General features: G+C 69.6%; 15 protein-coding genes. 9 read left to right on the top strand and 6 right to left on the bottom strand.

What is annotated here, in order from left to right; translation table 11 throughout:
• Nucleotides 1–2: 2 nt before the first annotated feature.
• Together rsfS and KBY95_RS10485 are read right to left on the bottom strand one after the other, a co-directional pair.
• Complete coding sequence (gene rsfS, locus KBY95_RS10480; protein ID WP_254964952.1) at nucleotides 3–389, bottom strand: ribosome silencing factor; 387 nt, start codon at nucleotides 387–389, stop codon at nucleotides 3–5.
• On the bottom strand, nucleotides 382–1017 hold the full coding sequence (locus KBY95_RS10485; protein WP_254951871.1) for a DUF3318 domain-containing protein: 636 nt from the start codon (nucleotides 1015–1017) through the stop codon (nucleotides 382–384). The genes rsfS and KBY95_RS10485 overlap by 8 nt, the downstream gene beginning before the upstream one ends.
• A 122-nt stretch (nucleotides 1018–1139) precedes the next feature.
• Between KBY95_RS10485 and carB the strand changes: the two genes are divergently transcribed.
• Nucleotides 1140–4463 carry a carbamoyl-phosphate synthase large subunit gene (gene carB, locus KBY95_RS10490; protein WP_254964954.1) on the top strand — a complete coding sequence of 1108 codons (3324 nt, stop codon included), beginning with the start codon at nucleotides 1140–1142 and terminating at the stop codon, nucleotides 4461–4463.
• 22 nt (nucleotides 4464–4485) lie between these two features.
• Entirely contained in the window at nucleotides 4486–5163 is a 678-nt protein-coding gene (locus KBY95_RS10495) for a DUF3386 domain-containing protein (RefSeq protein ID WP_254964955.1), read from the top strand.
• A 9-nt stretch (nucleotides 5164–5172) separates the two neighbouring features.
• Here the strand turns inward: KBY95_RS10495 and KBY95_RS10500 are convergent, their stop codons facing one another.
• Entirely contained in the window at nucleotides 5173–5394 is a 222-nt protein-coding gene (locus KBY95_RS10500; RefSeq protein ID WP_254964956.1) for a DUF6447 family protein, read from the bottom strand.
• Between the two features lie 63 nt (nucleotides 5395–5457).
• Nucleotides 5458–7197, bottom strand: coding sequence for an ABC transporter ATP-binding protein (locus KBY95_RS10505; RefSeq protein ID WP_254964957.1), 1740 nt, complete (start codon nucleotides 7195–7197; stop codon nucleotides 5458–5460).
• A gap of 39 nt (nucleotides 7198–7236) precedes the next feature.
• Between KBY95_RS10505 and KBY95_RS10510 the strand changes: the two genes are divergently transcribed.
• The 3 genes from KBY95_RS10510 to folP are packed head-to-tail and all read left to right on the top strand — an operon-like array spanning nucleotide 7237 to nucleotide 9116.
• Nucleotides 7237–7455: an RNA-binding S4 domain-containing protein gene (locus tag KBY95_RS10510; RefSeq protein ID WP_254964958.1), complete on the top strand. Its 219-nt coding sequence runs from the start codon at nucleotides 7237–7239 to the stop codon at nucleotides 7453–7455.
• Between the two features lie 10 nt (nucleotides 7456–7465).
• Complete coding sequence (gene tpiA / locus KBY95_RS10515; RefSeq protein ID WP_254964959.1) at nucleotides 7466–8227, top strand: triose-phosphate isomerase; 762 nt, start codon at nucleotides 7466–7468, stop codon at nucleotides 8225–8227.
• A gap of 25 nt (nucleotides 8228–8252) precedes the next feature.
• Nucleotides 8253–9116: a dihydropteroate synthase gene (folP, locus tag KBY95_RS10520; RefSeq protein WP_254964960.1), complete on the top strand. Its 864-nt coding sequence runs from the start codon at nucleotides 8253–8255 to the stop codon at nucleotides 9114–9116.
• Between the two features lie 14 nt (nucleotides 9117–9130).
• Here the strand turns inward: folP and KBY95_RS10525 are convergent, their stop codons facing one another.
• Entirely contained in the window at nucleotides 9131–9409 is a 279-nt protein-coding gene (locus KBY95_RS10525; protein WP_254964961.1) for a hypothetical protein, read from the bottom strand.
• 138 nt (nucleotides 9410–9547) lie between these two features.
• On the opposite strand from KBY95_RS10525, the gene KBY95_RS10530 reads away from it, so the two are divergent.
• Nucleotides 9548–9751 (top strand): hypothetical protein, encoded by a 204-nt coding sequence (locus tag KBY95_RS10530; protein ID WP_254964962.1) that lies wholly within the window; start codon nucleotides 9548–9550, stop codon nucleotides 9749–9751.
• 6 nt (nucleotides 9752–9757) lie between these two features.
• On the opposite strand, the gene KBY95_RS10535 is transcribed toward KBY95_RS10530, so the two are convergent.
• Complete coding sequence (locus KBY95_RS10535) at nucleotides 9758–10246, bottom strand: LexA family transcriptional regulator (protein WP_254964963.1); 489 nt, start codon at nucleotides 10244–10246, stop codon at nucleotides 9758–9760.
• 80 nt (nucleotides 10247–10326) lie between these two features.
• On the opposite strand from KBY95_RS10535, the gene KBY95_RS10540 reads away from it, so the two are divergent.
• The 3 genes from KBY95_RS10540 to KBY95_RS10550 all read left to right on the top strand — a co-directional run.
• Nucleotides 10327–10821: a cupin domain-containing protein gene (locus KBY95_RS10540; RefSeq protein ID WP_254964964.1), complete on the top strand. Its 495-nt coding sequence runs from the start codon at nucleotides 10327–10329 to the stop codon at nucleotides 10819–10821.
• Nucleotides 10822–10892: 71 nt separating this feature from the next.
• Nucleotides 10893–11207, top strand: coding sequence for a hypothetical protein (locus KBY95_RS10545; RefSeq protein ID WP_254964965.1), 315 nt, complete (start codon nucleotides 10893–10895; stop codon nucleotides 11205–11207).
• A gap of 61 nt (nucleotides 11208–11268) precedes the next feature.
• A partial coding sequence (locus KBY95_RS10550) for a DUF4912 domain-containing protein (protein WP_254964966.1) occupies nucleotides 11269–11596 on the top strand: 328 nt, incomplete at its 3' end.

Genomic DNA, 11596 nt, shown 5'->3' on the forward strand with positions numbered 1-11596 from the left:
CCTCAGCCGCCGACCTGGCTGGTGCCGCTCACTTCGACCGGGGAGCCGACGAAGCGCTCCTGCTCCCCATGGCCCCAGAAGGCTTCGAGGCCGTAGTAGCTGCGTTCCTGGGGGGTCAACACGTGGACAATGAGTTCGCCGTAGTCGAGCAGGACCCAGCGGCCCTCGCTCTGACCCTCGCGCCGCAGGGGCAGGCGAGCGGCATCGGTTTCGAGCCGGTCTTCCACCGAGCGGGCGATGGCGCGCACCTGCACGTCGCTGAGGCCGCTGCAGATCACGAAGAAGTCCGCCAGGGACGACACCTCATCCACCCGGATCAGGCGGATGTCAACGGCCTTGCGGTCATCGCAGGCCTCCGCGGCAAGCAGGGCGAAGTCGCGACTATCCATAGACGTTCTCACTGGTGACCGATTGGCGGGAGCCCTGTTGCTGTGCCATTTCGGCACGGGCCTTGCCGGCACTCTTGCGCAGGGCCTCAAGGCGATCTTCGTAGAAGGTGCGGCGCCGCTTCTTGCGGGTCTGCTCGACAAGCTCCTTGAGGGCCCCCCCAAGGCTCTTGTAGGCGTTGGGAAGGCTGTAGCCGAAACGACAGGCCAGGTCGATGGCGCGTTCGTCGGCCAGGATTGCGTCCTGCAGGCGCTTCTCGGAGTTGTTCTTCAGGTAGAGGCGGTAGCCGGCGAAGCCCGACAGACCGAGGGCCATCACCAGCAGCAGTCCGTCCTGGACCCAGAGTTCGCCGATGGCTCCGCCCAGACCGATGGCCAGTGCCGCCATCTCCCAGCCATCCCTGGGGATCGCGTCGTTCTGGACGCGGCCCACCTCGTGCCAGAAGAGCAGGTTGCGGTGATCGAGGGCCAGTCCATCCCACTTCTCGAGATCCACCTGGATCTCCACCTCGTCGCGACCGATCTCCTCGATCGTCACCAAGGGGGGATCGACGGAGGCGGCCGCTTCCACGAACACCCAGCTCTGCATCTCAGGGGGCAGCAACCCCTTCAGGCGCTGGAGTTCGCTCATCGGCGGCGTCTCGGGCGAAGGTATTCCGTCAGATTAGCGATTGCCTGCGGTGCCAGCGCGCCGGACAGGCCGGTCGGGACGGCGACCGTGAGAGGCTGGGCGGGTTTGCCTGTCTACTCCCTATGCCCCGCCGCACGGATCTGAGGCGCATCCTGCTGCTGGGATCGGGACCGATCGTGATCGGCCAGGCCTGCGAGTTCGACTATTCCGGCACCCAGGCGTGCAAGGCCCTGCGGGCCGAGGGCTACGAGGTGGTGCTGGTGAATTCCAACCCAGCCTCGATCATGACCGATCCGGACCTGGCGGATCGCACCTACATCGAGCCCCTGACCCCCGAGGTGGTGGCCCGGGTGATCGAGGTGGAACGGCCCGATGCCCTGCTGCCCACCATGGGGGGCCAGACCGCCCTCAACCTGGCCGTCGCCCTGGCCGAGAACGGCACCCTGGCCGCCTATGGCGTCGAACTGATCGGCGCCGACCTCGCGGCGATCCGCAAGGCGGAAGACCGGCTGCTGTTCAAGCAGGCGATGGCCCGCATCGGCGTGGCCGTCTGCCCGTCCGGGATCGCCAACGACCTCGAGGAAGCCATCCGCGTCGGCGAGGCCATCGGCACCTATCCGCGCATCATCCGCCCCGCCTTCACCCTGGGAGGATCCGGCGGTGGCATCGCCTACAACCCCGAAGAATTCCAGGCCTTCTGCAAAAGCGGCCTGGAGGCCAGCCCCGTCTCCCAGATCCTGATCGAGAAGTCACTGCTCGGCTGGAAGGAGTTCGAGCTTGAGGTGATGCGGGACACCGCCGACAACGTGGTGATCGTCTGCTCGATCGAGAACCTCGATCCGATGGGGGTCCACACCGGGGATTCGATCACCGTTGCTCCGGCCCAGACGCTCACCGACCGGGAGTACCAGCGCCTCCGCGACCAGTCGATCGCCATCATCCGCGAGATCGGCGTGGACACCGGCGGCAGCAACATCCAGTTCGCCATCAGCCCCGCCAACGGCGACGTGGTGGTGATCGAGATGAACCCCCGCGTCAGCCGCAGCTCGGCCCTGGCCAGCAAGGCCACCGGGTTCCCGATCGCCAAGATCGCCGCCCGGCTGGCGGTGGGCTACACCCTCGACGAGATCGTCAACGACATCACCGGGGCCACACCGGCCTGTTTTGAGCCGACGATCGACTACGTCGTCACCAAGATCCCCCGCTTCGCCTTCGAGAAGTTCCGCGGCTCACCGGCGGTGCTCACCACCTCGATGAAGTCGGTGGGGGAAGCGATGGCCATCGGACGCAGCTTCGAGGAATCTTTCCAGAAGGCGCTGCGTTCGCTCGAAACGGGCCATGCCGGCTGGGGCTGCGACCGCCCCGACCGGCCCCTGGATCCGGTTGATCTGGAGCGTCAGCTGCGTGTCCCCTCCCCCGACAGGATCCATGCGGTGCGTGCCGCCATGGTCGCCGGCCGCAGCGATGAGGAGATCCACCGGCTCAGTGCCATCGATCCCTGGTTCCTGGCCAAGCTGCGCCGGATCCTGACGGTCGAAACCACCCTGCTGCGGGGGCGTTCTCTGGAGGCCATTGCAGCCGGCGACTTCCTGGAGCTCAAGCAGAGCGGATTCTCCGATCGGCAGATCGCCTGGGCCACCGCCAGCGATGAACTGACGGTGCGCCGCCGCCGCCAGGCCCTGGGGGTGCGGGCCGTCTTCAAGACGGTCGACACCTGTGCCGCCGAGTTCGCCTCTTCCACCCCTTACCACTACGCCACCTACGAGCGGCCCCTGGAGCGGCTCGAGGCCGACGGTTCCCTCGCCGTGCTCGCCCCCGAGGACGAGGTCAGCCCCGAGACCCGCCGCAAGGTGATGATCCTGGGGGGTGGCCCCAACCGCATCGGCCAGGGCATCGAGTTCGACTACTGCTGCTGCCATGCCTCCTTCGCCCTGCGGGCGGCAGGCTTCGCCACCGTCATGGTCAACAGCAACCCGGAAACCGTCTCCACCGACTACGACACCAGCGACCGCCTCTACTTCGAGCCCCTCACCCTCGAAGACGTGCTCAACGTCATCGAGGCGGAGAAGCCGGAGGGGGTGATCGTCCAGTTCGGCGGCCAGACGCCCCTGAAGCTGGCGCTTCCCCTGTTGCGCTGGTTGGCGAGCGAGGAGGGCAAGGCCACCGGTACCCGCCTCTGGGGCACCTCACCGGAATCGATCGACCGGGCTGAGGACCGGGAGCAGTTCGAGGCGATCCTGCGGCGCCTGGAGATCCGCCAGCCCCGCAACGGCCTGGCCCGCAATGAGGCTGAGGCCCGGGCGGTGGCGGCCACTGTGGGATATCCCGTCGTGGTGCGTCCCAGCTATGTGCTGGGCGGCCGGGCCATGGAGGTGGTCTTCGACGAGGAGGAGCTCAACCGCTACATGGTGGAAGCCGTGCAGGTGGAGCCCGACCATCCGGTGCTGATCGACCAGTACCTGGAGAACGCCATCGAGGTGGACGTTGACGCCCTCTGCGATCGGGAGGGGACGGTGGTGATCGGCGGACTGATGGAGCACATCGAGCCGGCCGGGATCCATTCGGGTGACTCCGCCTGCGCCCTGCCCTCGGTGTCCCTGGGGCCCGAGGCCCTGGCCACGATCCGCCGCTGGAGCAGCGACCTGGCCCTGGCCCTGGAGGTGCGCGGCCTGATCAACCTCCAGTTCGCCGTGCAGAACGATGGCGCCGGCACCGAAACGGTGTTCATCATCGAAGCCAACCCGCGGGCGTCCCGCACCGTCCCCTTCGTGGCCAAGGCCACCGGTGTGCCCCTGGCCAAGATCGCCAGCCAGCTGATGGCCGGCCGCACGCTGAAGGAGCTGGGCCTGCTGGCCGAGCCCCAGCCGCCCCGCCAGACCGTGAAGGAGGCGGTCCTGCCCTTCAAGCGCTTCCCCGGCGCCGACACCCTGCTGGGCCCGGAGATGCGCTCCACCGGGGAGGTGATGGGGATCGCCGCCAGCTTCGGCCTGGCCTATGCCAAGGCCGAACTCGCCGCCGGTGAACCCCTGCCCACCGCCGGCACCGTGTTTCTCTCCACCCACGACCGCGACAAACCGGCCCTGGTGCCGGTGGCCCGCCATCTGCTGGCAGCGGGCTTCGCCCTCACCGCCACCGCCGGCACGGCGGCGATGCTGACGGCGGCGGGCCTGGAGGTGGAGACGGTGCTCAAGGTGCATGAGGGCCGTCCCAACATCGAGGATGCGATCCGCTCCGGCCTGGTGCAGCTGATCGTGAACACGCCGGTGGGGCGCCAGGCCGCCCACGACGACCGCTACCTGCGCCTGGCGGCCCTCGATTACGCGGTGCCGACGGTCACGACGATGGCGGCGGCGCGGGCCGCCGTGGAGGCCATCGCCGCCCTGCAGCAGCAGCAGCAGGTGGAGGTGGCCGCCCTGCAGGACATCCACCCACCCTGGGTAGGGTGATCGCCCGATCGTTCCTCCGCCCGTGACCAGCACCCTGGCCGCCCACCCCTTCGCCCCCGGCACCGACCTGCGCGAGGCCTTCCGCGCCGCCTACGAGAACCGCTACACCTGGGAGCCCGGCTTCGGCGGCTATGGCGGCCGTTGCGTCTGGGAGCAGGACGACCGGGTCTTCAGGGGCACCTTCCAGGTCGGTGCCGACCTCAAGGCGACGGTGGAGGGACTCAGCGACGCGGAGGTGCACAAGGCGGTGGCCTCCCAGCTGTGGGAAGTGGCGATCCACCGGGTGCGCCGCCCCTTCGAGCAGACCCACGGCGCCAACACCTTCACGGCCGGTGACACCGATGCGGTGGGCACCGAGGTGATCATGGGCGGCAAGGCCGAGGGCGACCGCTACCGCCTCAAGGACAACGTGGTGACGATGGTGCACCGCCACATCCACGGCACCGTGGTGACGATCTTCACCGAAAGCACCACCGACACCGGCAGCGGCTACCTGAGCCACTGCTACACCAGCCGCTACAGCGATCCCGCCACAGGTGAGGCCCGCGGCGGCAGCAGCCGCTTCACGGACACCTTCGTGCCCCTGGCGGATGGGGGCCCCTGGGTGCTGAGCCAGCGGGTGGTGGAGACGGAGGCCCATGGCGACACCCCGGCCAGTCGCCAGGTGTTTCGGTTCGAGGATCTCTCCCCCCTGGGTTAGGCCCGGGGCTCAGGGCAGCGGCATGATGTCCTTCAGCTTGTCGTTGAGTTGGCTGGCCATCGCCTGCCGGCCGACAGCCAGGACCTTCAGGGTGTCTTCGTGCATGCGCAGCTGGGCATCGGCCACCTGCATTCCCCTTACCAGTTCCTTGACGTCGTCGGGCAGGCCGTTGAGGTCATAGCGGAGGCCCTCGAAGGTCAGCACGGGCGGTTGCTGGCTGGGTGTTTCCAAGGGAATGGGCGCAATTCGGTGTGAGCCTAGAAGGCCGGGCCGATCCGCTCGGGCTGGGCTGGCTCAAGCCTCCAGCCGAATGAACTGGCGTTCGCACAGCTCCCGATAGCGGCCGCCGCTGGCCATGAGTTCGTCGTGGCTGCCCTGCTGAACGATGCGACCACCGTCGAGCACCACGATCAGATCGGCCTCCTGCACGGTGGCCAGCCGGTGGGCAATGACCAACACGGTGCGCCCGGCCATGGCCTGCTGCAGGCCTTGCTGCACCGCCTCTTCGGCCTCTGCATCCAGGGCGCTGGTGGCCTCGTCGAGGAGCATCACCGCTGGATTGCCCAGCACGGCCCGGGCGATCGCCAGCCGCTGCAGCTGGCCGCCGGAGAAGTTGCTGCCCCGCTCCTCGAGGCGGCTGCCGTAGCCGCCAGGGAGGCTCTCGATGAAGTCCGCGGCGTTGGCCAGCCGAGCCGCCTGGCGGATCTGTTCGCTGCTGGCGGGACGACCGAAGGCGATCGCCTCGGCCACCGTGCCCGAAAACACGCTGCTCTGCTGGGGTACCAAGGCCACGGCACGGCGCAGGTCCCGGGCCCGCAGGTCGGCCAGGTTCTGGCCATCGAGCAGCACCCGGCCGCTCTGGGCGGTGTTGAAGCGCAGCAGCAGGGAAAACAGGGTGCTCTTGCCGGCCCCAGAGGGTCCCACCAGGGCCACCACCTGCCCCGGAAGGATGTGCAGATCGAGCTGGCGCAGCACCGGGTTGCCGCCCTGGTAGCCGAAGCTCACCCCGTCCAGCACCAGCTCCCCGGACACGGCTCCCAGGGGCCTGGCCTCGGGACGGTCGGGCGGCTCCACCGGCTCGTTTTCGATCGCCCGCAGGCGCTTGAGCGAGGCCTGGCCCTGCTGGAACTCGTTGAAGTTGGTGGTGAGGTGGGAGATCGGATCGATCAGCATCAGCAAAGCAGCCACATAGCTGCTGAATCCCTGGCTGTCGAGGCCACCAGCCTTGATCCGTGCCGCCCCGATCAGCAGCACCGAGAGAATGCCTGCCGCTTCGATGAAGCCCACCACCGGGTGCTGCAGGGCCAGCAGTTCCAGGGTGCGGTACTTGGCGCGGCGGTGCAGGTCAATCTCGGTGTCGAACCGCTCCTGCAGCCAGGGCTCCGCGGCGAAGGCCCGCACCAGGGGCAGGCCGCCGATCGCCTCGCCCAGCAGGGCCGCCAGGTCGCTGACCTGCTTCTGACTGCGCTCGGCGGCGTTCATCACCCGGGCCCCGAAGGCGCTCACCATCAGCGCCACCAGCGGGGCCAGCAGCAGGGTGGCCAGGGCCAGGGGCCAGTCGAGCCACACCATGTATCCCAGCACCACCACCAGCTGCAGGGCGCTTGGGGTGGTGTCCTGGATCGTCTTGTAGATCACTTCCCCCACCCGGTCGGCGTCTTCGGTGAGCCGGTAGGTGAGATCGCCGGCGGAGAGTTTCTCGAGGGCCCCGAAATCGAGCCGCTGCAGCCGGGCGAACAATTGCCGCCGCAGCTCCTGGCTCACCCGCAAGGCCGGTCCCGCCAGCAGGGTGTCCTGCCCGAACTGGGCGATCTTCTGCACCAGGAACACCGCCAGGGCCGCGGCGATGCTGCGCAGCACCTTGGTGAAATCGCCGGCGCCGATGGCCGGGATCAGCTGGCCCGCCAGCCAGGCCAGCAGGGGCCAGCAGGCCACGAACACGAGCATGCACAACCCCCCGAGCAGCAGGGGTCGCCGATGGGGCTTCAGCAGCGGCCAAAGCCTGCGGAAGCCGGCCGGCGAGGGTGCAAGCATCGACGAACCCTATCAGCGCTCTCCGGGCGTTCCCTGACGTTGAAGCTGGATCAATTCCTCAAATGGCAGGGCCTCGTCGGCACCGGCGGCGAGGCCAAGCAGCGCATCCAGCGTGGGGACGTGACCGTGAACGGCACGATCGAGACCCGGCGCGGCCGCCAGCTGGCCCCTGGCGATGCGGTGGCCATGGATGGCCGGGAGGTGCTGATGCTCCCCCCCCGCCTGGGCCGTGGAGGCGATGGCGGCATCACGCCTTAACCTCCCTTGAATGTCGCCGCCAGGAGACCACGTGCGCAAGGCCGTCATCGCAGGCAACTGGAAGATGCATATGACCTGCGCCCAGGCGCGGGCTTTTGCGGCCACCTTCCGGCCCCTGATCGCCGATCTGTCCGATGACAGGGAGGTGGTGCTGGCCCCTCCGTTCACGGCCATCCCCACCCTCTGCCGGCACCTGGCCGGCGCCGGTGTCGCCATCGCCGGCCAGAACGTCCACTGGGAGGAGAGCGGCGCCTACACCGGCATGATCTCCGCCCCGATGCTCCTGGAGCATGGGGTCACCCACGCGATCGTGGGCCACAGCGAGCCGCGCAAGTACTTCAGCGAAACCGACGAGCAGATCAACCTGCGGGCCCGCACGGCCCAGAAGACAGGGCTGATTCCGATCCTGTGCGTGGGCGAGAGCGACGACCAGCGCGAGGCCCGCGAGACCGAGCGGGTGATCCACCGCCAGGTGGAGCAGGGGCTGGAGGGTGTCGACCCCCTGCGCCTGATCGTGGCCTACGAGCCCATCTGGGCGATCGGCACCGGCAAGACCTGCGCCGCCGAGGAGGCCAACCGCATCTGCGGCCTGATCCGCGGCTGGGTGGGCCACCCCGAGGTGGTGGTGCAGTACGGCGGTTCGGTCAACCCCGCCACCATCGACATGCTGATGGCCCAGAGCGACATCGACGGCGTGCTGGTGGGTGGCGCCTCCCTTGATCCGGTCAGCTTCGCCCGCATCGCCAACTACCAGGTGCCGGTGCCGGCCTGAGCTGCCTGCCCCCGCTCTGAACGCCGTGGGCGACGCCGCGCCTGTCGCCTTCCCGCCCGGTTTCCGCTGGGGGGATCGCACCCTCGTGATGGGGGTTCTCAATCTCACCCCCGATTCCTTCAGTGATGGCGGCCGCTTCGAGGCCCCCGAAGCGGCGGTGCGGCGGGCCCGGCTGCTGCATCGCCAGGGGGCCGACCTGCTCGACCTGGGGGGGCAGAGCACCCGGCCCGGGGCGCCCGAGGTGGGTGCGGACGTGGAGATCGCCCGGGTGCTGCCCGGCCTGGGGCGGATCCTGGCGGCCCTGCCACCCCCGGCGGCCGGCGGCCCCCTGCTCTCGATCGACACCTTCCTCGCCCCGGTGGCCGAAGCGGCCCTGGCGGCCGGTGCCCACTGGATCAACGACGTCAGTGCCGGCCGCCGTGATCCCGCCCTGCTTTCGGTGGTCGCGGCCGCCGACTGCCCCTGCGTGCTGATGCACAGCCGTGGCGACAGCCGCACGATGGACGCCCTGGCCCGCTACGGCGACGCGGTCGCCGAGGTGCGTGATGAGCTGCTGCGCGCCACCGACCGGGCCCTGGCGGCGGGGGTGCGTCCGGAGCGGATCCTCTGGGATCCGGGGCTGGGTTTCGCCAAGACCACCGCCCACAACCTCACCCTGCTGCAGGGGCTGGCCCTGCTGCGGGCCGAGGGCTTCCCCCTGCTGGTGGGGCCCTCCCGCAAGCGGTTCATCGGCGAGGTGCTGGGTGAGCCCCGCCCCCGGGCCCGCCTCTGGGGCACCGCGGCCGTCTGCGGCCAGGCCATCGCCGCCGGTGCCGATGTGCTGCGGGTGCACGATGTCGGGCCGATCGTGCAGACGGCCCGCATGGTTGATGCCCTCTGCCGCCCCTGATCCCGTCCGGCTGATCAGTCCGGCAGACCCTCCTGCCGTCCCGTCAGCAGGGTCTGCACCATCAGCCGCAGGGTCGTCCGGTTGCCGCCGGCGGCCCGCCAGCTTTCCAGCCACTGGAGCAGCGGCGAGGTCGTCTCCGCGCCATCGCTCTGGCCGATGCCCAGCCGTTCCAGGAAGGCGCTGGCATCGTCGAGGCAGGAGCCCCCTTCGCCGAAGCCATCCAGCAACGGATCGAGGGCGGCCAGGAGGGTCTCCAGTTCGGCGGTGCTCAGCTCCGGCAGAGGCTCGATCATCGAAGCAGGCTGGGGCGGCGTTGCCGCTCATCGCCCCCAGCATGACGCCTGGACGGCGTTTTCCCGCCGGCCTGCGGCGGCCGCTCGCCGCCGGCGCCCCTAGGCTGGGTTCAGCACAGCGCTGCAGCTGCTCCCACCGTGCTGAAACTCTGCCTGCAGGTGCTTGTCTGCGTCACCATCGCCCTGCGCTGCATGGTGATCTTCGGCCATCTGCGCAAGCTCTGGATGGCGGATGGACTGGCCGGTGACTTCCGGCGCGAGCTGCGCCGGCGCGGTCTGCTGATGACCCCTCCCGCCCTTCCCAGCGATTCCCGCGCCCTGCCCCACCGCGCCGATCCGTGAGCCCGGTCAGCGACGCCTGGAGGGGGCGCCTGCCAAGTGATGCACGGCGTGGATCACGACGCCCCAGAGGTCCGCGCCATCACCACGGCCTTCGCGATCGCTGCCTTCGTCGCTGATCAGCACCAGGGGCGGACTGATGCCGTCGCTGGCCACCAGCCACAGGCCGGTGCCGCGGCGGGCCAGGCGGCGCAGCAGGAAGGCGCCGCCGTGCACCGCCACCACCACCATGCCGGGACGGGGATCGACGCTGCGGTCGATCACCAGCAGGTCGCCGTCGACGATGCCGTCCCCCCGCATGGCATCGCCGCTGACGCGCATGAAGAAGGTGGACAGCGGTCGGGGGATCAGTTCCACGTTGAGATCGATGCGGGCCTCCACGTAGTCGTCGGCGGGGCTGGGAAAGCCGGCGCTGACGGCTTCGGTGGCCAGGGGGCAGAAGAGCGCCGCGGCTCCCTGGCGCGGGGGCAGTGGTATCTGGGGAGGGAGGGGAAGCATGGGTCTGCAGCAGTACAAATGTTCTACTCCGGGTGGTCGTTGCCGCGGGATCATCGGCAACGACCCCCTGCCGTCAGGCCATGGCTTCCCGTCCGGAGGCGTTGATCGCCCGCTTCGCCCTGCAGCCCCATCCGGAGGGGGGCTGGTACCGGGAGCTGCACCGCTCCGTCGGCCAGGTGTGCCGCAGTGACGACGGCAAGCAGCGTGCCGGACTCACGGTGATCGCCTTCCTGCTGACGGAGGGGCAGTGCAGCCGCTGGCATCGGGTTGAGGGGGGCGATGAGGTGTGGCACCACGCCGGTGGTGACCCCCTGGACCTCTGGCGGCTACCGCCGCAGGGAGGCACGGCCGAACGGCTGCTCCTTGGTCCCCTCGCCACTGCGGCGACTGGTGATCCGGATCCGAGCCCCCTGCAGGTCGTGCCGGCGGGCTGGTGGCAAGCGGCCCGCAGCCGGGGGCGATGGAGCCTGCTGCACTGCTGCGTGGGGCCGGGTTTCGCGTTCGAGGATTTCCGGCTGATGGCCGATCTCCCTCCGGCCGAGCGGCCGGCCGGCGCCGATCCGGCACTGCTCTAGACCGTTCCGCCACCATGGGAGGGTGATGGATCGGGAGAGGGATGGGCTGTCCGAAGTGCGGCAGTTGGGCTGTGCGCGCCGACCGCAGCCTGGCGGGTCGCATGGTCTGCGCCCGCTGTGGCGAGCCGCTGGGGATCGGCAGGGCCCGTCGGGTCGCCAGCGGCACGCGCCGGCGCGGGCAGGGGCGTGGCAACGCCCTGGCCCTGCCCCGTCGTTGGGGCCTCTGGCTGCTGCTGGGTTCCCTGCTGACGGTGTCGGCCCTGCTGGCCAGTGTTCCGGAGCGCCCGAGCCGGCCGCCGCAGCGCCGTGGGGCCGACCTCACGGGGGTCCCCGTGCTGCTGCGGCCAGGCGATCCCGGCCGCTTTGGGGTTGTCGCCATCCGCTGACAGGAGCGATCCCGCCCTGATCCCATCAGCGAACATAGGCTGTAACGATTCTTGAAATACCATGGCCAGGACCAACCCGTTTGCGAACCTGGCCGACCTCAGCATGCGCCAGTTGCGCGAGCTGGCCAGAACCCTGGGCATCCAGCGCTACAGCGCGCAGGACAAGGGTGCTCTGGCCGAAGCCATTGCCGATCGCTCGGGCGAGGCCGGCGCGATCCTGGCCGAATCTTCAGGGCAGATGGGGAAGACAGTGGCGGCCTTGGAGGCCGACATGCCCCCGGCCCCCCGGCCCGCCGCCGAGACCCGTGTCGTCTTCCTGCCCCGTGATCCCCAGTGGGCCTACGTCTTCTGGGACATCTCCGAGGACGACCGCAGCGATGCTCTCCATG

This window comes from Cyanobium sp. Aljojuca 7A6 (assembly GCF_024346455.1).
GTDB lineage: Bacteria > Cyanobacteriota > Cyanobacteriia > PCC-6307 > Cyanobiaceae > Cyanobium.

Coding starts and splice junctions, on each gene's coding strand:
- rsfS (WP_254964952.1), bottom strand. CDS start 389: ATGGATAGTCGCGACTTCGCCCTGCTTGCCGCGGAGGCCTGCGATGAC.
- KBY95_RS10485 (WP_254951871.1), bottom strand. CDS start 1,017: ATGAGCGAACTCCAGCGCCTGAAGGGGTTGCTGCCCCCTGAGATGCAG.
- carB (WP_254964954.1), top strand. CDS start 1,140: ATGCCCCGCCGCACGGATCTGAGGCGCATCCTGCTGCTGGGATCGGGA.
- KBY95_RS10505 (WP_254964957.1), bottom strand. CDS start 7,197: ATGCTTGCACCCTCGCCGGCCGGCTTCCGCAGGCTTTGGCCGCTGCTG.
- tpiA (WP_254964959.1), top strand. CDS start 7,466: ATGTCGCCGCCAGGAGACCACGTGCGCAAGGCCGTCATCGCAGGCAAC.
- KBY95_RS10525 (WP_254964961.1), bottom strand. CDS start 9,409: ATGATCGAGCCTCTGCCGGAGCTGAGCACCGCCGAACTGGAGACCCTC.
- KBY95_RS10535 (WP_254964963.1), bottom strand. CDS start 10,246: ATGCTTCCCCTCCCTCCCCAGATACCACTGCCCCCGCGCCAGGGAGCC.
- KBY95_RS10540 (WP_254964964.1), top strand. CDS start 10,327: ATGGCTTCCCGTCCGGAGGCGTTGATCGCCCGCTTCGCCCTGCAGCCC.